The organism is Hyphomicrobiales bacterium (assembly GCA_016710435.1).
Classification (GTDB): domain Bacteria; phylum Pseudomonadota; class Alphaproteobacteria; order Rhizobiales; family Aestuariivirgaceae; genus Aestuariivirga.
In genome coordinates, this window is sequence record JADJVV010000001.1 from 2,246,685 (window position 1) to 2,268,255 (window position 21,571).

Below are 21,571 nucleotides of genomic sequence, written 5' to 3' on the forward strand. Positions count from 1 at the left end.
CTCAGCACCTCACCCGCTTGATGCCGGGAAGGGCGAGCGGCTTGTCGCCTTCCTGCGGGTCATGGATGGTGAGGGATACGACAGGTGTGCCCTGCGGCGGGAACATCAGCCGGTTGCCGGGCACGGGCATCTCCGAAAGAAAAATGTTCACGCTGCCATCCGCTTCATAAATGGCTTCGCCCGCGCCGAGCGTCGCGGCGGAACCATCGGCCCCTGCAACACCCATGGACCAGCGCCGCGCCGCGGGCATCATGCCGGAAAGTTCGTAGAGGCATTCGTTGCGCAACTGGTGGCCCTCGTCATCCGTGCTGCGCACGAAGTGCCGGGAGGTGAGGGGCGGTGGCACCTGGCCCTGGTTGATGAAGTATCCAAAGGCGTAAGGCGCTGCGGGATGATCGGTGGCGTTGCGGCGCTCTTTCCACTGTGGCTGTCCGGCAGCGGCTTCGAAGCCGTAGTTCTCGATCATGCTCACGGCACTGATCCAGCCTGCCGCGACTCCCGCGACGATGGCAAACAGCATGTGGAGAAATCCGCGCATTCTTCAGTCAGATACACTGTTCGCGGGCATGCGTCCAACCGCCGTCAGAAGTTGAAAAGGGTTTTCTTTTTCTTCGGTTTGTCGGCCCGGTTCTTGCCCCGGAACAACTTGTCAAAGAGCGAGCGGTGTTCACCCTCGGGTTCCGAGGCGTTGACGATGGGTTTTGAAGGTTTCGGCGGCGTTTTGGGAGCGACCTGAGGCTCCAACGTGCCTGCGGATTTCTTCACGGCCTTGGTGGTCTCCAGGGGGGCGGACTTCTGTTTCTCGAACAGCGAGAACATGCCGTTCAGCACATCGCGGACCTCGTCCGGCTGCTCGGGCTGTGATTCGGGCGAAACGTCAGGTGTTTCGTCCACCACGGGAGTGGCATCGGGTGCAGGTTCTTCAGGCGCCACCTGCACGAATGAGGCATCGAGCGGAATGCCGGGGAGGCCGGTGGGACGTTTTCCCGCATCCGCCACAAGCATGATTCGCTTCCAGATCGGTGCGGGGATCACACCGCCCGTCACATTGTTCATGGGTGTGAAATCATCGTTGCCCACCCAAACGCCGGTCACGTTATGGGCGGTGAAGCCCACGTACCAGGCGTCGCGATAGCTCTGGTTGGTGCCCGTCTTGCCGCCCTGCGGTTCGGTGAGGAGGTCGGCCTTGCGCGCCGTTCCCGCCTTCACCACCTGCGCCATCATGGAATTGAGTTCCGCCACCTTGTCGTAGGGCAGGGTCTGCACCGCATCCGTGCCACTGCGGGCGCGGCTGTAGATGACCTCGCCCGTGGGCCGGCGGATCTCGAGGACGGAGTAGGGCTTCGCCTTCTTTCCGCCGGCGGCGAAGGTGGCGTAGCCCGTGGTAAGATCGAGCAGCGTCAACGCGCTCGTGCCCAGCACCATCGGCGGCCATGTCTCCAGTTCGCCGACAATCCCGGCATCATGGGCCGTCTTGATGATGGCGGGGCGCCCCGTGACGATGGAGAGCTTCACCGGTACGGAATTGTACGAGTGCGCCAGGGCGGCGATGAGGGTGGTCCGGCCCACCCAGCCGCCCTTGTAGTTGCGTGGTGCCCAGCCGCCGATCGACACCGGTCCGTCGACGATGGAATCATCGGGCTTGTAACCATCCATCAACGCCGTGAGATAGACGAACGGCTTGAAGGCCGAACCCGTCTGCCGCTTGGCGGAGGTGGCGCGGTTGAACTGGCTCTCGTCGTAGTCCTTGCCGCCGATGATAGCGCGCACCGCGCCGTCGGGGGCCATGGTCACGGATGCACCCTGCGAGAACTTCGACAGCGTGCCGTCCATGGCGATGTACTCGTTGATGATCTTCTGGCTCTCGTCCTGAAGCTTGCGGTCGATGGTGGTCTTCACCTCGATCACGTATTCGCTGGTCAGGCGGTGTTCCTGCAGCACCGCCATGGTGTCTTCATAGGCCCAGTCGAGGAACCAGTCGGGTGCCGCTCCGCCGCGCTTGGCAATGATGGTGGGAGATTCGCGCCGCGCCTGCAGCAGTTCGCCCTGGGTGATGAAGCCTGCATCCAGCATGCGGTAGAGCACAACGTTGGTGCGCGCCCGCGACGCTTCCGGATTGGCATGCGGTGCATAACTTGTCGGCGCCTTGAACAACCCGGCAATGGTCGCTGCTTCCACCAGGTTGATGTCGCGCACCGACTTGCCGAAATAGAACTGCGAGGCCGCTTCCACGCCATAGGAGCCGCCGCCCAGATAGGAGCGGTCGAGATAGAGCTTCAGGATCTCTTCCTTGCTCAGCCGCGCTTCCAGCCACAGCGACAGGAAAGCCTCGTGCACCTTGCGGCGGATCGTGCGCTCGGGCGACAGGAACAGATTCTTCGCCACCTGCTGCGTGATCGATGAACCACCCTGCTTCACGCCATCGGCGCGGGCATTGCGCACGATGGCGCGCAACGTGCCGAACACGTCCACGCCGAAGTGATCGAAGAAGCGCGCATCCTCGGTGGCCAGCACGGCCTTGATGAGTTGCGGCGGAATTTCATCAAGCGGTATGGCGTCGTCCTGGCGGATGCCGCGCTGTCCCACCACTTCGCCGTTCACGTCGGTGAAGGTCACGGCATATTCTCGGCCGCGGTTCCACCAGTCCCCGGTGCCGGAGAAGGGCGGCAGCGCATAGGCCAGCAACAGGAAGGCCAGTGCCGTGCCGAAGGTTGCCATGTCGTCGAGAATGTCAATGAATGGCCGCAGCAGGCGCGGCAGCTTGAAATAGCGGTAGAGGAACGACGAATAGGCCGAGCCTGCCCGTTTCAGGGCATCCCAGATCTCGAACATGGCGCTGGAAAAGGCGGCATCGCCTTTCCACACCGTGCGGATGAGCATGAAACGGGTCGGCAGTTTGGCCAATGGGTTACACCTGCAATGGCAGTGGCTTAATGCGTCGGTCCCCGCCTCGCAAGGGATGGCTGATCCGGCACGGTTTTGGCCCACTTGCGGGAATCGGGTGGCCGATTTGTGACATAGCCCTGCCGCCTTGCCAGCAGCTTGCCCTTTTTTCAGGCGGAGATCGCCCAAGTTGCGAAAAATTTAGGCAACCACGTCGGCGGCACGCTCCCAGCCACGCATTATATCGTGGAGAATCAATGGTTAAACAAGCTGGTGGCGTGGCACGTCCCTTGCCATGACCAAAGCCGCTGCGCCGGACAACTCAAACAAGAAACCGGCAGAATGGGAAAATCCATGCACCGTCTCGCCATGCGGCTGGCTCTGGCCCCCGCGCTTTCATGCCTGTTGATCACGCCCGCCTATGCCCAGTCCGCTGCCTTGAACGGAGCGGATACGGCCTGGCTGCTCGTCGCCTCCTGCCTGGTGCTGATGATGACCGTGCCGGGGCTTGCACTCTTCTATGCGGGACTGGTGCGCAAGAAGAACGTGCTCTCCACCATGATGCAGAGCTTCGCCGCCACCTGCCTCATCTCGCTCCTGTGGATCTTCGTGGGCTACTCCCTTGCCTTCTCCGGGCAAGGTGCCCTCATCGGCGATACCTCCCGCCTGTTCCTCCGTGGACTGACGGTTGACGGCCTCGTGGGCACCATTCCGGAGAGCCTGTTCATGGTCTTCCAGATGACCTTCGCCATCATCACGCCGGCACTCATCTGCGGAGCCTTCGCGGACCGCATGAAATTCTCGGCACTTCTGTGGTTTCTCTCCCTCTGGTTCCTTCTCGTCTATGTGCCCGTGGCGCATTGGGTCTGGGGCGGCGGATTCCTGGCGCAGATGGGCCTGAAGGATTTTGCCGGCGGCACCGTTGTCGAGATCAATTCCGGCGTGGCGGGCCTTGTCGCGGCCATCATGCTGGGCAAGCGCAAGGGCTACCCGCAGGAAGCGATGATCCCGCACAACCTCGTGCTCTCGGTCACGGGTGCCTCGCTGCTCTGGGTCGGCTGGCTCGCCTTCAACGGCGGCTCGGCTCTCGCCGCCAATGCGACTGCAGCCTTTGCGCTGATGAACACGCAAGTCGCAGGTGCGGCAGGAGCATTGGCCTGGATGGCGGTGGAATGGCAGAAGCACGGAAAGCCTTCGGTCCTCGGCATCATCTCCGGCGCTGTGGCGGGCATGGTGGCAATCACGCCCTCCTGCGGCTTCGTCTCCCCCATGGGGGCACTCGTGATCGGCCTTCTTGCAGGCATCGCCTGCTTCTATGCCTCGACCAGTCTGAAACGCGCGCTCGGCTATGACGACTCGCTGGACGTGTTCGGCGTGCACGGCGTTGGCGGCTATGTCGGCACCATCGGCGTGGGCCTCTTTGCCTCCGCCGCATGGGGCGGCACCGCGGGTCTCATCGAGGGCAACTGGAGACAATTGGCAATCCAGCTTGCGGCCTGCGCCATCGTCACGGTTTACGGCGGCATCCTCAGCTTCGCCATCCTCTCGGTGATCGAAAAACTGCAGGGCCTCCGCGTCAACAAAGAAACCGAAATCGAAGGGCTCGACATCGGCCTGCACGGCGAAGTGGTTCCTTGATCCGGAGAGAATTGGATTGGCGCGGTTGAGGTCGAGCGCATAGACTCGTGGCCATGCAACTGTCCGCCCTTCTTCTTTTCGCCGCCGCCCTGTTCGTGAATGCCGGTTCTCCGGGTCCGTCCATCGCCGCCCTTGTGGCCCGCGTCATCAGCCGCGGATTGGGCAGCGTGCTGCCCTTCCTTGCTGCCATGTGGATCGGCGAGGCCATGTGGCTGGTGGCGGCCGTGTTGGGGTTGGGCTTCGTCGCCCAGAAGTTCTATCTGCTCTTCTCCATCGTCAAGTACGCAGGCGTTGCCTATCTCCTCTTCCTCGCCTGGAAGATGTGGACGGCCCCTGCCGCGGTGCAGGCCGGAGAGCTGCCGCGTGACGACTCCGCCTTGCGCCTGTTCATGACGGGCATGGCCCTCACCATCGGCAATCCCAAGATCATGGTGTTTTACCTCGCCCTGTTGCCATCACTGATCGACCTCAACGCCGTCGGCACACTGGGCCTTGCCGAACTCGTTGCCACCGCCATTCTGGTGATGATGACGGTTGACCTCGCCTGGGCCTTTGCCGCTTCATGGGCGCGCGGCTGGCTCCGCAGTCCGCGCGCCATCCGCATGGCCAACCGCGCCAGTGCCACGGCCATGACCGGCGCCGCCGTTGCAATCGCCACCCGCTAGCTTTAGCAAGGGCCGATGACCGAGCCGTTCTGGAAAACCAAATCCCTCGAGGACATGTCCCGCGAAGAGTGGGAGAGCCTGTGTGATGGCTGCGGGCGCTGCTGTCTCAACAAGCTTGAGGACGAAGACACGGGCCACTTCCTCTACACGCGCGCCGCCTGCAAGCTGCTTGATCTCAAGACCTGCCGCTGCACCGACTATCCCAACCGCGCCAAGCGCGTGCCCGATTGCGTGACACTGACACCGGAAGTGATCGACGGCCTCGGCTGGCTTCCCGAAACCTGCGCCTACCGCCTGCTCGATGAAGGCAACCCGCTGCCCTGGTGGCACCCCCTGGTGTCGGGAACGCAAAAGACCGTCACCGACGCAGGCATCTCCATCGCCGGCATGGCCTATTCCGAAGAAGGCATCCGCGTCGACGACCTCATCAACCACTTGTGGAAACTGCCCAAGGCCAAGCGCAAGAAGACCGGCTGACAGGTCACTTCACCATCGCCGCTTCGACGATGTAGCGTTCAGGCCCGTGCACCACGCTGCCGAAGGGGTAGCAGGTGGAGAGCACCAGCTTGTGACCCGGTGCGTGAGCATCAATGCCACTCTTGTTCCAGTCCGCCACCCGCATGCCGGTGACGGCATAACGGAAGGTGAGGCCGTCGCTCCGCGTGATGCTGATGAGGTCGCCCACCACCACATCCTTGAGGAAGGCGAAATGCGTGTCGCGGTGCGCAGCGATGACGCTGGTGCCGCGCTCGCCGGGCCGTGGCGTTTCCGCCACATGTGCTGGCCCGAAAGCGAGCGATTCCGGCGTGGCGCCATTGAGCACGATGGCCGATGCGCCGATGCGGGGAATGCTGATCTCCGCCACCGGCCAGGTGTCGGCCCAGCTCCACGGCTTCACCGCTTCGCCCGTCGCCACCGATTGCGAGAAGGCCCGCGCCAGCAGTACCTGGCTGACCTCGGCCTTCAGCATGATCCAACTCGACTTGCCCAGCATGAGCACGGCTCCGGCAATGCAGATGACGGTGAGGAGATTGAGGATGGACCGGCGGCGGGGGGTCGCCGGTCCATCTTTCCGCGCATGCCCGGCGGGCAGTGCAAATCCCTTTTCAGGCATGCGCGTAGCGGGTGTGATCGTTGTCACGTCAGGCGGCCTTGGGCGTCATGGCGCGGGCGAGGAGGTGGAAGGCGAGCGCCAGGAGCGCCATCAATCCACCGAGGATCGCCAACAGCCCGGCAGGTGTGGCCGTCTGCGGCAGGGCGACCTGCTGCGGAGCGCTGGCGCTGACCGGTGCTTCCGCGACGGCAAGCTGCACATAGGCGTCAGCCATGGCATCGCGTTCCTTCGGGCTCTGCGGCGCGGGCAGGGGGATGTCCTTGCCGAACACCTTCTCGAAGTTCCAGCCGGCGGGCAGGTTCAGCGGCACCTCGGCGCGCGTCAGCGGCTGGTTGGCCGGACGCTTCGGCGACTTGTCCACCGCAATCAGGCTCGTCTGCGATGAGACGATCTGGTGCGTGAGGGCGACTGCCAGCACCTGCCGGTTCGCATCTTCCATGGTGATCTGGTTCAGCGTGGCAGCGGTCTCGATCTCGGCCACCTTGCGATGTGCCCAGAGCTTGGAGATGCCCTTGCCCTGTGCTGCTGCGGAGACGGGCAGCGAAACAGACCACGGCGTATCACCAATCATGCCATCGACCTTCAGCGTGCCCTTGAGCGACGGTGCTTCCGCCATCATCAACACCGGTTCGCCGCGATAGAGGTCCGGCAGCTGCGAAGGCGTCAGCGCCGTGGCCGATCCATCGATCGTGGCGGCAAGGCCCGTCACAACCGGCTGGCCGATCTTGGTGAACAGCTCTTCCATGCGCGACTTCACCTGATCCACCTCACTGATGAGCGTGAAGGTGCCGCGTCCCATTTCGGCAGCGCGCGTCATCAGGTAGGTGTTCGGCGCCGAACCGATGCCCACCATGAAGATGCGGCTGCGGCCACGGCCCTGGCCGATCGTCGCGAACAGTTCCTGCTCGTTGCCGATGGCGCCGTCGGTGATGAACACCACCTGGCGGAGCGTGCCCGCATCGTTGGCATTGCCGTCGATGAGCGCCGCTTTCAGCGCCGGCACCATTTCGGTGCCACCGTTGGCCTGCAACGCCGAGACGAAGGCGCGCGCCTGGTTGAGATACTCCGCGTTGGCAGGCACCGCATCACGGAACAGCACGTCAAAGGTATCATCGAAGCGCACGACGTTGAAACGGTCCTGCGGCTTCAGCGTGTCGAGGCCCTGCAACAGGGCATCCTTGGCCTGCTGCATGGAGGGGCCGTCCATCGAGCCGGAATTGTCGATGACGAAGACCGTCTCGCGCGGCTTCACCGGGCCAACGGCGGCAACCGAGGGCGGCGTGACGGTGGCGAGCAGGTAATCCTTGCCCTGCACGGTTTCGCGGAACAGGCCCACCTGCGGGGCCGTGCCCTTGGCGGTCCAGGTCAGTTCAAAATCCCGGTCGGCCGGTATCTCGGCACCATCCAGCGCCAGCTTGCGATGGCTGTCGTCGATCGTGTCGATCTTCACCGTGTGATGGTGTGATGTGACATCCGCCAGCGCAAAACCAGCCGAGAGGTCGACGCTGATCGTCACGGGGTTGACCGGTTCGTTCTTGCGCGGGTCCAGCACTGGCGGCGAGATGCGGTCGCGGTCAGGCACGGGATCATTGACCGTGCTGCCGTAACCGTTGGAGCCGAAGTCCACCGTCTGCACCAGCGGCGCGGGATTGTAGCGCGGCGCCACCACCAGCGGCACGCGGAGCGAATAGGTGCCGTTCGACTGGTGAATGGTCTCCTGGTACTCGATCTGCACCACCACCGTTTCATGCGGCCCGATGTTGGCCACCGAGTTGGTGAAGATGTTGGGGCGTTCCTGCTCCAGCAGCGAGGCGGTTTGCCCGGCCGCCTTGGCCTGTTCATAGATGACCTTGGCTTCCTGCTTTTCCTTCACCTCGCCCACGATGACGCGGTTACCCGCCACGATCTTGAGCGTATCCACCGCCGCGCTTTCCGGCAGCGGGAAGACATACACGCCCTCCACCCAGCCGTTGGCCGGGTTGGTGAAACGCTGGGTGATGATGGTGCGGCCCGTGGGGCCGGAAATGGTGACGGTGTAGTCAGCCCCGAGCCTCGGGGCCTCCAGATACTTCCCCTCCCGCGATTTGAGGAGAAGGCTGCCGCTCGTCATGTCGTTGGGCGTGACGAAGGGCGTGGCCGCCCCGGCGCTGCCGATGAAGGCCGCGAAGGCCAACACCGCCAGCAATAACCAGGCGACGATACTGTCGATATGGGATTTGATCCGGCTTTCTGCACCGCCGGGAAGCGTCCTGCTCTGCACTTTTCGTTCCTCCGAGTTGAGCACCCTCGGATGTTTCAGTTACGGACAATTCCGTTGCGCCGCCAACGTGAACTCCGTCTTTCTTCTGCCGGAATCCGCCCGCTGTTTCTTGCGTATGGTGCCACTGTGCGGTTATGTACGGTTTTGTGTGGGGGGCCACGCACGGGAACGGGACATGTCGGACGAAGATCTCTCGGCGGAGGAGAACCGGGCCATCACAGGCCTGATCCGCGAGGAATTGGCCAAGCGAAGGCTTACGCGTGCGGCCCTGGCGGATGATGCGAAGCTGTCGCTCTCCACCCTGGAGAAAGCCATGGCCGGACAGCGGCCCTTCACGCTCGCCACCGTGGTGCGTCTGGAATCGGCGCTCGGCATGAAACTGCGGCGCACGGGCAATGGCCACGCCGCGGCGGAAATGGCGCTGGCGCCCGAATCCCTCGGCTCCTATTCGCGCCCGGCGGTGAAATGGCTGGAAGGCAGCTACCTGACACTGCGCCCATCCTTCAGCGTGACCAAGGGCATCTACGCCTACCGCACCGAAATCGGCTGGGACACCGCCCTCTCGCAACTCGTGTTCCAGGAAAGCGAACGCCTCGACACCGCCTACAAACAGGATGGCTATGTGTCGGTGCCGCACCAGTCCGGCTATATCTATCTCGTCACCAACAAGCACGGCCAGCACCGCATGGCGACCCTGTCACGACCCATGATCGGGGGAGAGATGTTCGGGCTCCTCGCCACGCTGCAATCCGGCAAGGGCGCCACCCTGATGCCGATTGCCGTGCCGATCGTGCTGATCCCCGTGCGCCGCTTCGCCGAAGTGCCCCGCTTCGGCCTGATCAAGCCGGAAGAGGCGGATTATGCACCTTACGAGAAGCTGCTGCGCCGCTGCATCAACGAACCCTTCATCATCCTCCAGCCGGAGTGATCAGGCTGCTTTCGGGCGCTTGATGAGGGGCACGGCCTTCTTCACGATGTCGCTGAAATCCTGCCCGCCCGCATCCATGTGTGCAAAGAAGAATTTGCGCATGCGCGGTTCCCAGAACTTGTTGATGTGTTCCGCAACACCTTCCAGCGCTTCCTTTTCAGGGTAGCTCTTGAAGAAATCACCAATCTGGTTCGCCATGCGCACTGTGTCACGCACTTCCATGTCCGTCTCCGTCAAAAATCATCACCCCGTCCTTGGACAGGGCAGCAAGGGAAAGGCCTGCCTCGCGGGCAAGCCGGTGGGCCAGCGCCGTTGGCGCGGAAATCGTGGCGAGTGCACTGATGCCGGCAAGCGCGCACTTTTGCACCAACTCGAATGAACAGCGCGACGACATGAGCGCAAAACCATCCGTGGGCGGAACATGGGCGCGGGCCATGGCGCCGATCAGCTTGTCCAGCGCATTGTGACGGCCCACGTCCTCGCGCGCCAGCAGGATGCTGCCATCACTGCCGCACCACGCCGCCGCATGGACCGTGCGGTTGACGGCGTTCATCGGCTGGAAGCTGGGCAGGGCTTCGAAAGCGCGGGCAACAGCTGTCGGCATCAGGGGCCGGCTCTTCAGCTTGCCCTCGGGCATGCGGATGGCGTCTTCCATCTCGGCGATGCCGCACAGGCCACAACCCACGCGGCCTTCGAGGGACCGTGCAACCATCCGTTCACGGATCAACTTGCCTTCCGGCACCGCCACATCCGCCGTGAAGCCTCCGCCTGATCGAAAGGCGAGGACATTGGCAATGTCGGCGGCATGGGCCACAAGGCCTTCCGACAGCACGAAGCCGATGGCGAAATCTTCAAGGTCGGCCGGCGTCGCCATCATCACGGCGTAGGGTACACTGTTGATGTGCAGCGCCACCGGCACTTCCTCCGGCAACAGCCAGATGGTGGGTTCGCCATTCAATTGGCCCGTTGCCATCACCGAAGCGTGGAGCGTGGTGTCACCTTTGGCTTCGCGTGCGTGCACGGCCTTCTCCACGGGAAAACGGCCACGCCCGTGACCCTCCCTCACATTGGGATGGGAAAGCCCCTGGCCCGCGATGATGGGAGAGCGGCGTTTCACTCCGCCGCCACGCGCTTGTTCTCGCGCTCGCGCACTTCCCATTCCTCCTGCCAGTCGGACTGGCGGTTGGAGAGCGTCACCTGCACGGCCGTCACCTTGTATTCCGGGCAGTTGGTCGCCCAGTCGGAGAATTCCGTGGTGATGACGTTGGCACCCGAAACCGGATGGTGGAAGGTGGTGTACACCACGCCTTGCGGCATGCGGTCGGTCACATCGGCGCGGAGCGTGGTGGCTCCCATGCGCGAGGTGATCGAGATCATCTGCCCGTGGCGGATGCCGCGCACCTCGGCGTCGTGCGGATGGATTTCCAGCACGTCTTCGGGATGCCAGGCCACGTTCTCCGTGCGGCGCGTCTGCGCGCCCACGTTGTACTGCGAGAGGATGCGGCCCGTTGTGAGGATGAGCGGGAACTCGCGGTTGGTCCGTTCGTCCGTGGGCAGATATTCCGTGATCATGAACTTGCCGAGGCCGCGGACAAACTTGCCGACATGCATGATCGGCGTGCCCTCCGGCGCCGCGTCATTGCACGGCCACTGCACCGAACCCATCACCTCCAGCTTGTCGAAGGACACGCCCTTGAATCCGGGGGTGAGCCGCGCGATTTCGTCCATGATCTCGGAGGCATTGTTGTAGCGCATGTCATAGCCCATGGCCTGCGCGAGGTCGCACACCACTTGCCATTCATGCTTGCCCTGCATGGGCTTCTTCACCTGCCGCACGCGGTTGATGCGGCGTTCGGCATTGGTGAAAGTGCCATCCTTTTCCAGGAACGAGGTGCCCGGCAGGAAGACGTGGGCATAAGCGGCGGTTTCGTTGAGGAAGAGATCCTGCACCACCACGCAATCCATGCTGGCGAGTGCGTGCGTGACGTGCTGCGTATTGGGATCGGACTGCGCCGGGTCCTCGCCCTGCACGAAGATGCCCTTGAAGGTTCCTTCGATGGCGGCATCAAGCATGTTGGGAATGCGCAGGCCCGGTTCCGGATCAAGCGTGATGTTCCAAGCGGCTTCGAACTGATTGCGCACCGAGTCGTCGCTCACGTGGCGATAACCCGGCAATTCGTGCGGGAACGAACCCATGTCGCAGGAACCCTGCACGTTGTTCTGGCCACGCAGCGGGTTCACGCCCACACCACGGCGGCCGATGTTGCCGGTGAGCATCGCGAGGTTCGCCATGCCCATGACCATCGTCGAACCCTGACTGTGCTCGGTGACACCGAGGCCGTAGTAGATCGCGCCATTGCCGCCGGTCGCATAGAGGCGAGCCGCGCCACGGATCGCTTCCGGATCGACATTGGCGATGGGGCCGAGGACTTCGGGGGAATTCCTCTTGTCCCGGATGAAATCGGTCCAGCGCTGGAAGTCGGCGCTGTCGCAACGTTCGGCGATGAAGGCCTTGTTTTCCAGGCCCTCAGTCACGATCACATGCGCCATCGCATTGATGATGGCGACATTGGTGCCGGGCATCAGCGGCAAGTGGTACGCGGCCTTCACATGCGGGCTCTTGGCCGAATCGGTGCGGCGCGGGTCGACGACGATCAGCCTGGCGCCGGCGCGGATGCGCTTCTTCATGCGGCTGCCGAAGACCGGGTGTCCGTCCGTCGGATTGGCGCCGATCACCATGATCACATCGGCCTCATCGACGCTGCGGAAATCCTGCGTGCCCGCCGACGTGCCGAAGGTTTTGGACAGACCGTAGCCCGTGGGCGAGTGGCACACGCGGGCGCAGGTATCGGTGTTGTTGTTGCGGAAGGCGGCACGGATCATCTTCTGCACCGCGTAGACTTCTTCGTTGGTGCAGCGCGACGATGTGATGCCACCGATCGAGCCCACGCCGTATTTGGCCTGGATGTCCTTGAAGCGGCGCGCCGTGTACTGGATCGCGTCTTCCCAGCTCACTTCCTTCCATGGATCGGTGATCCGTTCACGGATCATCGGCTTGGTGATGCGGTCCTTGTGCGTGGCATAGCCCCAGGCAAAGCGGCCCTTGACGCAGGAGTGGCCCTCATTGGCGCCGCCGTCCTTGTAGGGAACCATGCGGATGACCTCATCGCCCTTCATCTCGGCCTTGAAGGAACAGCCAACACCGCAATAGGCGCAGGTGGTGACGACAGAGTGTTCCGGCTGTCCCGCTGCAATCACGGACTTCTCGGTAAGGGTTGCGGTCGGGCAGGCCTGTACGCAGGCACCGCAGGAAACGCATTCGGATGCGAGGAAGCCTTCATCCATGCCGGCCGAAACATGGGAGGCAAAACCCCGGCCATCGATCGTCAGCGCGAAGGTGCCTTGCACTTCCTCGCAGGCGCGCACGCAACGCGAGCAGACGATGCACTTGGCGGGATCGAAGGTGAAATAGGGGTTGGTTTCGTCCTTTGGCTTGTAGCGGAAATTCTCTTCGCCATTCGCCTTGCACGGTGCGATGTGATTTTCGCCGGCATAGCCGTAGCGCACGTCGCGCAGGCCGACTGCACCCGCCATGTCCTGCAATTCACAGTCCCCGTTCGCCGCACAGGTGAGGCAGTCCAGCGGGTGATCGGAGATGTAAAGCTCCATCACGCCCTTGCGCAACTGGTTGAGGCGCGGCGTTTCGGTCTTCACCTTGATGCCGGGGGCCACGGGCGTGGTGCAGGAGGCAGGTGTTCCCTTGCGTCCTTCGATTTCCACAAGGCACAGGCGGCAGGAGCCGAAGCTGTTGAGTGAATCGGTGGCGCAGAGCTTGGGGATCTTCGTGCCCATCTCCATGGCGGCCCGCATGATCGACGTGCCTTCGGGCACGGAAATTTCCTGGCCGTCAATCTCCAGCGTCACCATCTGGCCGGTGGCGGCAGCGGGCGTTCCGAAATCGGTTTCTTTTATCAGCATGGGAATTACTCCGCAGCGAGGCGCTTGGCGCGCGTGAAATCTTCGGGGAAATGCTTGAGGGCGCTCATCACCGGCATGGGTGTCAATCCGCCCATGGCGCAGAGCGAACCATCCACCATGGTCTGGCAGAGGTCTTCGAGAAGAGCTGTATTCGCGGCCCGGTTTTCGTCAGCGACGATCCTGTCGATCACTTCCATGCCGCGCGTCGAGCCGATGCGGCAGGGCGTGCACTTGCCGCAGGATTCAATGGCGCAGAACTCCATGGCGAAACGCGCCTGCGCCGCCATGTCGACGCTGTCGTCAAACACCACGATGCCGCCGTGGCCGACCATCGCCGCCTTGGCCGCGAAGGCTTCATAATCCATCGGAAGGTCAAGCTGGGACACCGGCACATAGGCACCGAGTGGCCCGCCAACTTGGACGGCGCGCACCGGACGGCCCGTGAAGGTGCCGCCGCCGAAATCATTGATAAGCTGGCCCAGCGTGACGCCGAAGGCCTTCTCCACAAGTCCGCCATGCTTGATGTTGCCGGCGAGCTGGAATGGCAGCGTGCCGCGCGACCGGCCCATGCCGTAATCCGCATAGGCCTTGCCGCCCTTGGCGAGAATGTAGGGCACAGCCGCGAAGGTAAGCACGTTGTTGATGATGGTGGGCTTGCCGAACAGGCCCGTGATGGCGGGGATGGGCGGCTTGGCTCGCACCATGCCGCGCTTTCCTTCCAGCGATTCCAGCATCGCGGTTTCTTCGCCGCAGATATAGGCGCCAGCCCCGCGGCGGACTTCGAGGGTGAAGGATTTGTCCGTACCCTGAATATTCTGGCCAAGCCAGTTGGCTGCTCCCGCTGCGGCAATCGCCGCCTTCATCGTCTCGATGGCGTGAGGATATTCGGAGCGGATGTAGATGTAGCCCCTGGTTGCGCCAGCGGCGACGCCCGCAATCGTCATGCCTTCGATCAGCATGAGGGGGTCACCTTCCATCACCATGCGGTCGGCGAAGGTGCCGCTGTCGCCTTCGTCGGCGTTGCAGCAGACGTATTTCTGGTCGGCGGTAAAATCGTGCACCGTCTTCCACTTGATGCCAGCGGGGAAGCCCGCACCGCCGCGTCCGCGCAGGCCCGAGTCGGTCACTTCCTTGACGATTTCGGCGCCAGCCATCGCCAGTGCCTTCTTCAGCCCGGCAAATCCGCCATGGGCCATGTATTGCTCAACCGAAACAGGCTCGGTCAATCCGGCGCGCGCGAAGGTCAGGCGCTCCTGGTACTTCAGGAAGGGAATATCGTCCGTCTTGCCCTGGCAGAGGGGATGCACCGCCCCTTCAAGGAAGCCGCCATCGAACAGGCCTTTCACGTCTTCCGCGCTCACGGGGCCATAGCCCACGCGGCCCGCTGGCGTTTCCACTTCGACGAAAGGTTCCAGCCACAACAGGCCGCGAGACGAGGTGCGCGACAGGGTGACGTCCAACTTGCGCGCCTGCGCTTCTGCCGAAATGGCCTGCGCCACCTCGTCCGCACCAACGGCCAGTGCAGCGGAGTCACGGGTGAGGAACAGGCGGATCATTTCGTCACCTCGGCGAGGATGGGCTTGAGCTTTGCGGCATCGACGCGGCCAATCACCTTGCCGTCCACCATCATGGCGGGGGCGGTGGCGCAGAGGCCCAGGCAATAGGTGGCTTCCAGCGTCACCTTGTTGTCTGACGTGGTGCCGCCCATGCGGACATTCAAGAATTTCTCGGCCATAGCCACGAGATCCCGGCCACCCATGGACTGGCAGGCTTCAGCCCGGCACATCCTGATGATGTGGCGGCCTGTCGGTTGCAGGTGGAAGTCGTGGTAGAAGGTGGCGACACCATAAACTTCAGCCCGCGACAGGTTCAGCGCCTTGGCAATGACGGGGAGCGCCTGCTCGGGCACGTGGCCGAGGTCATTCTGCAGGTCGTGGAGAATTTCAAGTAGCGCATCGGCCTTGTTGCCATGGCGCAAACACACGGCGGCAGCAGCAGTTGCAGCCGAAGCGGAAAAGTCAGGAATTGTCGTTTTTGTCGTCATGTGTCGCCTTTTGGCCGAGCGGCGCGGAAAAGGCTAATCGTCTGCGCCAATGATAGCATAGACCGGCTGTATGATCGACTGAATTAGTCGGGAATCATCGTCTTCGCACTTGCGAAAAGGGCCGCGACCAGTGGCGACAGCGGCTCCCGGTCCACCGCCACGAGTCCCACCTTGTGGGAGACGGTGGGCTCGACCAGCGGGATTGCCGCGACGCCTTCCAGTGATCCGAGTGCATTGCGGAAATAATCCGGCATGATCGAACAGAGGCCCATGCTGCGCACCGAGGCGATGAGGTTCATGATGGAGTTCGTCTCCAGCCGCGCCGTGGGCTGCACCTTGGCGGCCGCGAAGGCCCGGTCGATGATGCGGCGGTTCTGCATGTTGGGGGTAAGGAGGCAGAGCGGCTGTTGCGCCGCCTCGAACCAGGTGACGGAGTCGCGCGCCGCAATGTCGCTCTCGCTGGCCACGAAGAGGCAGTAGTTCTCCCGGTACAATTCCACCTGCATCAGGCCTTCCACCGGCTCGTTGTCGAGATAGGTGATGCCGGCATCAATGGAGAAATCATTCAGTGTACGGAGGATTTCCACGGAGGACTGCGACAGGATGGTGAAGTCGACGGCGGGGTGCGCCGCGTTCAGCGCGCGCGTCAGCAGAGACGCCTTGGGCAGCGCCGACGGAATGACGCCCAGCACAAGGCGGCCAACGAGCTTGCCCTTCTTGCCCTTGATTTGCGCAAGTTCCGCCTGCAGCGCGTTCCAGTTGTCGAGGATGGTGTGGGCCCAGTTGAGCACGCGCTCGCCTTCCGGTGTGAGGCCGATGAAACGCTGCCCGCGTTCGAGAAGAGGCACGCCCAGTTCCTGTTCCAGTTGCCGGATTCGCCCGGAAAGCGTGGGCTGCGTGATGTTGCAGGCCTGCGCTGCCCGCGTGAAATGCTTTTCGCGGGCCAGGGCCGCGAGATATTGCAGTTGCCGGATATCCATGGCGCAACAGTAGTTTGTGCCCTTCGAACTGGCACGGCAAAAAAGAAAAATCATACAATAGGAAAAAAGTGCTTGACACTGGACAGGCCTTCCCGTAGTGTCCGCTACATCCCCGCAATGGGCGAAGAGAAAAGGGCCCCCCAACCGGCGCCCGCTCACCATCAAGAGAGGCAGAGATGACCACACACACACCGCCGCCGGGCGATCCGGCCTGGGCGGACATTCGTGCGCGCTATGAGAAGGGCGAGGAACGGGTGGACGCCATTGCCGCAGACATCGGCATGACGCGGATCACGCTCTCGCTCCGCGCCCTGAAGGAGGGCTGGGCGCTGCGGAGCAAGCGCAAGGCCAGGAGGGTGGCGAAGTCCCCCGCCGCTGCTCCGCGCAAGGCCGAGACGACACGCGAAACCATCCAGCGCCTCAAGGACATGCTGCAACAGCGCGTGACCCAACTGGAGGATGAACTTCGCGAGCTAGGCACGGAAGTGAATGCGCTCAACTCCGAGCGCGGCATCAAGTCGGTCAACACCCTGGTGCGGACACTGGAGAAGGTTCTCGACCTTGAACGCAAAGACAAACTCAAGCGCAAACAGGCCCGCGGCGAACACAAGTACTTTGATGACGAACAGCGTCGTCAGCTTGCGGCAAAGATTGAACGACTCGAAGCGGAACGGGACGGGGACGTGGCTGTCGAAGATCCTGGACCCGGAGGAAGTGACGGAACTGAACAACCAGTGGCTCTATTGGGCGAGGCCGGGCCAGCAGCTTCCGCCGCAGGGACATGACTTCCGCAACTGGCTGATCCTGGGTGGGCGCGGAGCCGGCAAGACGCGCGCCGGCGCCGAATGGGTGAAGTTCCTCGCTCTGGGCATATTGGAACCTGTATTCCGCCGCTGTGCCCGCATTGCCATCGTGGCTCCCACCTTCGACGAGGCGCGCCTTGTGATGATCGAGGGCGCCAGCGGGCTTCTGGCCGTGCACCACGACAAGGAACGGCCGCGTTACGAACCCTCGAAGCGGACCATCACCTGGGCCAATGGCTCGGTGGCGCAAATCTTTTCGGCGGAAGAGCCGGACGGGCTGCGTGGACCCCAATTCGACGCCGCCTGGTGCGACGAAGTGGCGAAGTGGAAGAAGGCCGGTGACGCCTGGATGAATGTGCAGATGGCGCTCCGCCTCGGCGAGGCGCCGCAAGCTGTGATCACCACGACGCCCCGTCCGACGAAGCTCATCCGTGAGCTGATGAATGACGCCGCAACGGTGGTGACGCGGTCAAAAACCTTGGATAACTGCAACAACCTCGCATCCTCCTTCCTCGCGGACGTGCTGGCACGCTACGGCAACACCAACCTGGGGCGGCAGGAACTGGACGGCGAGCTGATCGCCGACGATCCCGATGCCCTGTGGACGCGGGCCATGCTTGAACAGTCCCGGGTGCGCAAGCTGCCGCAGCTGACGCGGGTGGTGGTGGCAGTTGATCCGCCGGCCACCTCCGGCATGCGGGCCAACGCCTGCGGTATCGTCTGCGCGGGGTTGGGCGAAGATGGCCGGGCCTATGTGCTGGACGATGCCAGTTGCAAGCGCCTGACCCCGCTGCAATGGGCGGCCCGCGTGGCGGCCCTCTATCACCAGCGCGAAGCTGACCGCATCGTCGCCGAGGTGAACCAGGGCGGCGACATGGTACGCGACGTGCTGATGCAGGTGGATGCGACATTGCCCGTGAAGGCCGTGCATGCCGCCAAGGGCAAGAAGGCGCGGGCCGAACCCGTGGCCGCCCTCTACGAGCAGGGCCGCGTGTCGCATGTCGGCGCTTTTGGCGAACTCGAAGATGAAATGTGCAGCGTCATCGGTGACGGCGCCTCGCCAGACCGCCTTGACGCCCTCGTCTGGGCACTGACCGAACTGATGCTGCGAAAACCATCGGGACCCCGTGTGCGCGCGGTGTGAAGTGCCGGGCCCTCATGCCGAGGTGCACCACGTCGCTGCCTCGAAACACGAGACACTGAAGAAATCCTTCGAGGCCACGCGAACCCGCGTGGCACCTCAGGATGAGGAAGATGATATGTTCCAGAAACTGAAAAACCTTCTCACCACCAAGTCCTCCGCCACGGCGCCGCTGATCTCGTTGCACAGTGCGGGGCGGGCACAGTGGACACCGCGCAATTACACGGCGCTGGCGCGGGAGGGGTTTGCCGGCAACGTGGTCGGCTATCGCTGCGTGCGCATGATCGCGGAAGCGGCGAGTGCCGTGCCGTTGCTGTTGCAGGTGAACGGTGCAGAAGCTGAATCCCATCCCGTGAAGGCGCTGCTGGCGCGTCCCAATCCGGCACAGAGCGGTCGTGATCTTCTCGACCAACTCTTCGCCCAACTCATGCTGGCGGGCAATGCCTATGCCGAACTGGTCTTGCTGGATGGTGCACCCCGCGAAATCTTTGCCCTGCGGCCGGACCGCATGGCGGTGGTTCCGTCGCGCGCTGGTTGGCCCGAGGCCTATGAATACTCCGTGGGTGGATCATCCGTGCGCATGCCGCGTGAAAACGTGCTGCACCTCAAGCTCTTCAACCCCGCAGACGACCACTACGGCCAGTCGCCCCTCGAAGCCGCGGCCCGCGCCATCGACACGCACAACGCCGCAAGCGCCTGGAACAAGGCCATGCTGGACAATGCGGCGCGCCCCTCCGGTGCGCTGGTCTTTGCTGCCGCCGACGGGCACCTGACGGCGGACCAATTCGAACGCCTCAAGAGCGAGTTGCAATCCGCCTACCAGGGCGCCGCCAATGCGGGCCGCCCCCTGGTGCTGGAAGGCGGGCTGGACTGGAAAGAGATGGGCTTCAGCCCCAAGGACATGGACTTCATCGAATCCAAGAACATGGCTGCGCGCGAAGTTGCACTTGCCTTTGGCGTGCCGCCCATGCTGCTGGGCATTCCCGGCGACAACACCTACGCCAACTTCGCCGAAGCAAACCGCGTGTTCTGGCGACAGACCATCGTGCCGCTGGTGCTGCGCGTCGCCGATGCGTTGGCGCTGTGGCTCGAACCCCATGCCGGTGGAAGCCTCGCCCTCGTGCCCGACCTCGACCAGGTTGAGGCTCTCGCGCCTGACCGCGATGCGCTGTGGAAGCGCGTGAACGATGCAGGCTTCCTGACGGCGAACGAGAAGCGGCAGGCGGTGGGGTATGGTGGAAGCGAATAGCGAATAGACCACCGGCCACTCGCGGCATCCCGACAATCTGTACACTGAGGAAAATTTCAATGAAGCCTCTCCAGGCGCTCTCCAGTCATGGCGTTTTTGCTGGTTATGCCAGCTTGTTCGGCAGGCGGGATGGGCAGGGCGATATCGTGATGCCCGGTGCCTTTTCCGACTCCCTGCGGAAGCGAAGTGCTGCTGGCGTGCGCATGCTCTTCCAGCATGATCCCGCCGAACCCGTGGGCACCTGGCTGGAGATCCGCGAGACGCCGCGCGGGCTCTACGTGCTGGGCCGCCTCGACCGCAATGTGCAGCGTGGGCGGGAACTGCTTTCGCTGCTGGAATCCGGCGGCATCGATGGGCTGTCGATCGGCTTCCGCACCGTTGCGGCGAAGACCGACCGCATCATCAAGGCGCGCCGCCTGCTCAATGTCGATCTCTGGGAAATCTCGCTCGTCACCTTCCCCATGCTGGAAGGCGCGCGGGTGAGCAACGTGAAGTCTGCAAGCCGGGCCTTGGCGGACTCTCTTTTCGCAAAGGGCCCTCATTCAAAACAACATGGAGTGACGTGAATGGAATTCGCAACACCGCTTGAGACAAAGGTCGCCGGCGGCGCATCGCAGGACGATGTGCTGGTGGCCTTTGAAGCCTTCAAGGACGCCAATGATGAACGCCTGGCGCAGATCGAAAAGCGCATGAGTGCCGACGTGGTAACGGCCGAGAAGGTTGACCGCATCAGCCGCGCCATCGACGAACTGGCACTGAAGGCGAGGCGCCCGCAGCTTGCGGGCGAGACAAAGGCCGAGCCGTCCGAGCACAAGCGTGCTTTCGAAGGCTATGTGCGCAAGGGCGAGACGCAGGGCCTGTTCGACATCGAGCAGAAGTCCATGTCGATTGCGTCCAACCCGGACGGCGGCTACCTCGTGCCCACCGAGACGGAAACGGAGATCGGCCGCCTTCTCTCGCGCGCCTCGCCGATGCGCCAGATCGCCGACGTGCGCCAGGTGTCGTCCTCGGTCTACAAGAAGCCATTTGCAACTGTGGGCGCCGCTTCGGGTTGGGTTGGCGAAACTGCCGTGCGCCCCGAAACCGCGGCCAACACGCTGGCTGAATTGCAGTTCCCCGCCATGGAACTCTACGCCATGCCGGCGGCCACGCAGGCGCTGCTCGACGACAATGCCGTGAACCTCGACCAGTGGATTGCGCAGGAGGTGGAGACGGTCTTCGCCGAACAGGAGTCCGATGCCTTCGTCAACGGCAACGGCACCAACAAGCCCAAGGGCTTCATGGCGTACACCTTCTTGGCCAATGCCGCGTGGACCTGGGGCAACGTCGGCTACATCGCAACGGGTGTGGCCGGTGGCTTCGCCGCCACCAATCCGAGCGACAAGTTGGTCGACGTGATCTTCGCGCTGAAGGCGGGCTACCGCCAGAACGGCACCTGGATCATGAACCGCGCCACGCAGGCGGCAATCCGCAAGTTCAAGGACAGCGCCGGCAACTACCTCTGGCAGCCGGCCGCGACGGCTGACGGCAACGCCACGCTGATGAATTTCCGCGTGATGGAAAGCGAATACATGCCTGACATCGGCACCGACACGCATGCGCTGTCGTTTGGCGATTTCAAGCGCGGCTACCTGATCGTTGACCGCGTGGGCGTGCGCCTGCTTCGCGATCCCTATTCCTCCAAGCCCTATGTGCTGTTCTACACCACGAAGCGCGTGGGCGGCGGCATCCAGAACTTCGAGGCGATCAAGACGCTGAAGTTCGGCGTCTCGTAATCGAGTGAAGAGCGAGTGGGAAATGGCCTGTGGCGGACGGGGGAGAACCCCACGCGCCATTCGCCATTTTCTGCTCCCGCCTCGCCCGCTGCTTCATTTCCTGCGAGTCATTC

18 protein-coding genes are annotated in these 21,571 nt (G+C 63.2%); 8 read left to right on the plus strand and 10 right to left on the minus strand.

What is annotated here, in order from left to right; all coding sequences use genetic code 11:
* Nucleotide 1: 1 nt before the first annotated feature.
* Both IPM06_10875 and IPM06_10880 read right to left on the minus strand, forming a co-directional pair.
* On the minus strand, nucleotides 2-538 hold the full coding sequence (locus IPM06_10875) for a DUF1214 domain-containing protein (GenBank protein ID MBK8770921.1): 537 nt from the start codon (nucleotides 536-538) through the stop codon (nucleotides 2-4).
* Nucleotides 539-582: 44 nt separating this feature from the next.
* A complete protein-coding gene (locus IPM06_10880) occupies nucleotides 583-2,904 on the minus strand; it encodes a PBP1A family penicillin-binding protein (protein ID MBK8770922.1) in 2,322 nt (773 codons plus the stop codon).
* A 321-nt stretch (nucleotides 2,905-3,225) separates the two neighbouring features.
* Between IPM06_10880 and IPM06_10885 the strand changes: the two genes are divergently transcribed.
* From IPM06_10885 to IPM06_10895, 3 genes are read left to right on the plus strand one after another with little or no spacing between them, the layout of a single operon-like run.
* Complete coding sequence (locus IPM06_10885) at nucleotides 3,226-4,521, plus strand: ammonium transporter (GenBank protein ID MBK8770923.1); 1,296 nt, start codon at nucleotides 3,226-3,228, stop codon at nucleotides 4,519-4,521.
* Nucleotides 4,522-4,574: 53 nt separating this feature from the next.
* Nucleotides 4,575-5,186: a LysE family translocator gene (locus IPM06_10890; protein ID MBK8770924.1), complete on the plus strand. Its 612-nt coding sequence runs from the start codon at nucleotides 4,575-4,577 to the stop codon at nucleotides 5,184-5,186.
* Between the two features lie 15 nt (nucleotides 5,187-5,201).
* On the plus strand, nucleotides 5,202-5,663 hold the full coding sequence (locus IPM06_10895) for a YcgN family cysteine cluster protein (GenBank protein ID MBK8770925.1): 462 nt from the start codon (nucleotides 5,202-5,204) through the stop codon (nucleotides 5,661-5,663).
* A 4-nt stretch (nucleotides 5,664-5,667) separates the two neighbouring features.
* Here IPM06_10895 and IPM06_10900 read toward each other — a convergent pair whose 3' ends face one another.
* Both IPM06_10900 and IPM06_10905 read right to left on the minus strand, forming a co-directional pair.
* Entirely contained in the window at nucleotides 5,668-6,300 is a 633-nt protein-coding gene (locus IPM06_10900; protein ID MBK8770926.1) for a class GN sortase, read from the minus strand.
* A gap of 28 nt (nucleotides 6,301-6,328) precedes the next feature.
* A complete protein-coding gene (locus IPM06_10905; GenBank protein ID MBK8770927.1) occupies nucleotides 6,329-8,560 on the minus strand; it encodes a marine proteobacterial sortase target protein in 2,232 nt (743 codons plus the stop codon).
* 175 nt (nucleotides 8,561-8,735) lie between these two features.
* Between IPM06_10905 and IPM06_10910 the strand changes: the two genes are divergently transcribed.
* On the plus strand, nucleotides 8,736-9,488 hold the full coding sequence (locus IPM06_10910) for a helix-turn-helix transcriptional regulator (protein MBK8770928.1): 753 nt from the start codon (nucleotides 8,736-8,738) through the stop codon (nucleotides 9,486-9,488).
* On the opposite strand, the gene IPM06_10915 is transcribed toward IPM06_10910, so the two are convergent.
* The 6 genes from IPM06_10915 to IPM06_10940 form a co-directional block, all read right to left on the minus strand.
* The gene (locus IPM06_10915; GenBank protein MBK8770929.1) at nucleotides 9,489-9,710 is read right to left on the minus strand and encodes a formate dehydrogenase subunit delta; all 222 of its coding nucleotides are present in this window, start codon (nucleotides 9,708-9,710) and stop codon (nucleotides 9,489-9,491) included.
* The gene (gene fdhD, locus IPM06_10920; GenBank protein ID MBK8770930.1) at nucleotides 9,697-10,461 is read right to left on the minus strand and encodes a formate dehydrogenase accessory sulfurtransferase FdhD; all 765 of its coding nucleotides are present in this window, start codon (nucleotides 10,459-10,461) and stop codon (nucleotides 9,697-9,699) included. The genes IPM06_10915 and fdhD overlap by 14 nt, the downstream gene beginning before the upstream one ends.
* 140 nt (nucleotides 10,462-10,601) lie before the next feature.
* Complete coding sequence (gene fdhF / locus IPM06_10925; GenBank protein MBK8770931.1) at nucleotides 10,602-13,466, minus strand: formate dehydrogenase subunit alpha; 2,865 nt, start codon at nucleotides 13,464-13,466, stop codon at nucleotides 10,602-10,604.
* Between the two features lie 5 nt (nucleotides 13,467-13,471).
* A complete protein-coding gene (locus IPM06_10930; protein MBK8770932.1) occupies nucleotides 13,472-15,022 on the minus strand; it encodes a formate dehydrogenase in 1,551 nt (516 codons plus the stop codon).
* A complete protein-coding gene (locus tag IPM06_10935) occupies nucleotides 15,019-15,510 on the minus strand; it encodes a formate dehydrogenase subunit gamma (protein ID MBK8770933.1) in 492 nt (163 codons plus the stop codon). The genes IPM06_10930 and IPM06_10935 overlap by 4 nt, the downstream gene beginning before the upstream one ends.
* Before the next feature lie 83 nt (nucleotides 15,511-15,593).
* Entirely contained in the window at nucleotides 15,594-16,490 is an 897-nt protein-coding gene (locus IPM06_10940) for a LysR family transcriptional regulator (protein ID MBK8770934.1), read from the minus strand.
* Between the two features lie 618 nt (nucleotides 16,491-17,108).
* On the opposite strand from IPM06_10940, the gene IPM06_10945 reads away from it, so the two are divergent.
* From IPM06_10945 to IPM06_10960, 4 genes are all read left to right on the plus strand, one after another.
* The gene (locus tag IPM06_10945) at nucleotides 17,109-18,437 is read left to right on the plus strand and encodes a DNA-packaging protein (GenBank protein MBK8770935.1); all 1,329 of its coding nucleotides are present in this window, start codon (nucleotides 17,109-17,111) and stop codon (nucleotides 18,435-18,437) included.
* 115 nt (nucleotides 18,438-18,552) lie between these two features.
* Complete coding sequence (locus IPM06_10950; GenBank protein MBK8770936.1) at nucleotides 18,553-19,683, plus strand: phage portal protein; 1,131 nt, start codon at nucleotides 18,553-18,555, stop codon at nucleotides 19,681-19,683.
* Between the two features lie 59 nt (nucleotides 19,684-19,742).
* The gene (locus IPM06_10955; GenBank protein MBK8770937.1) at nucleotides 19,743-20,249 is read left to right on the plus strand and encodes an HK97 family phage prohead protease; all 507 of its coding nucleotides are present in this window, start codon (nucleotides 19,743-19,745) and stop codon (nucleotides 20,247-20,249) included.
* Complete coding sequence (locus IPM06_10960; protein ID MBK8770938.1) at nucleotides 20,250-21,458, plus strand: phage major capsid protein; 1,209 nt, start codon at nucleotides 20,250-20,252, stop codon at nucleotides 21,456-21,458.
* Nucleotides 21,459-21,571 lie beyond the last annotated feature (113 nt).

What these genes read in the sequence shown, in the direction of transcription:
- IPM06_10875 (MBK8770921.1), bottom strand. Translation starts at nt 538, where the DNA reads ATGCGCGGATTTCTCCACATGCTGTTTGCCATCGTCGCGGGAGTCGCG.
- IPM06_10935 (MBK8770933.1), bottom strand. Translation starts at nt 15,510, where the DNA reads ATGACGACAAAAACGACAATTCCTGACTTTTCCGCTTCGGCTGCAACT.
- IPM06_10960 (MBK8770938.1), top strand. Translation starts at nt 20,250, where the DNA reads ATGGAATTCGCAACACCGCTTGAGACAAAGGTCGCCGGCGGCGCATCG.
- fdhD (MBK8770930.1), bottom strand. Translation starts at nt 10,461, where the DNA reads ATGGCAACGGGCCAATTGAATGGCGAACCCACCATCTGGCTGTTGCCG.
- IPM06_10910 (MBK8770928.1), top strand. Translation starts at nt 8,736, where the DNA reads ATGTCGGACGAAGATCTCTCGGCGGAGGAGAACCGGGCCATCACAGGC.
- IPM06_10940 (MBK8770934.1), bottom strand. Translation starts at nt 16,490, where the DNA reads ATGGATATCCGGCAACTGCAATATCTCGCGGCCCTGGCCCGCGAAAAG.
- IPM06_10945 (MBK8770935.1), top strand. Translation starts at nt 17,109, where the DNA reads ATGACGAACAGCGTCGTCAGCTTGCGGCAAAGATTGAACGACTCGAAG.
- IPM06_10890 (MBK8770924.1), top strand. Translation starts at nt 4,575, where the DNA reads ATGCAACTGTCCGCCCTTCTTCTTTTCGCCGCCGCCCTGTTCGTGAAT.
- IPM06_10915 (MBK8770929.1), bottom strand. Translation starts at nt 9,710, where the DNA reads ATGGAAGTGCGTGACACAGTGCGCATGGCGAACCAGATTGGTGATTTC.
- IPM06_10955 (MBK8770937.1), top strand. Translation starts at nt 19,743, where the DNA reads ATGAAGCCTCTCCAGGCGCTCTCCAGTCATGGCGTTTTTGCTGGTTAT.
- IPM06_10930 (MBK8770932.1), bottom strand. Translation starts at nt 15,022, where the DNA reads ATGATCCGCCTGTTCCTCACCCGTGACTCCGCTGCACTGGCCGTTGGT.
- IPM06_10885 (MBK8770923.1), top strand. Translation starts at nt 3,226, where the DNA reads ATGGGAAAATCCATGCACCGTCTCGCCATGCGGCTGGCTCTGGCCCCC.
- IPM06_10900 (MBK8770926.1), bottom strand. Translation starts at nt 6,300, where the DNA reads ATGCCTGAAAAGGGATTTGCACTGCCCGCCGGGCATGCGCGGAAAGAT.
- IPM06_10895 (MBK8770925.1), top strand. Translation starts at nt 5,202, where the DNA reads ATGACCGAGCCGTTCTGGAAAACCAAATCCCTCGAGGACATGTCCCGC.
- fdhF (MBK8770931.1), bottom strand. Translation starts at nt 13,466, where the DNA reads ATGCTGATAAAAGAAACCGATTTCGGAACGCCCGCTGCCGCCACCGGC.
- IPM06_10950 (MBK8770936.1), top strand. Translation starts at nt 18,553, where the DNA reads ATGTTCCAGAAACTGAAAAACCTTCTCACCACCAAGTCCTCCGCCACG.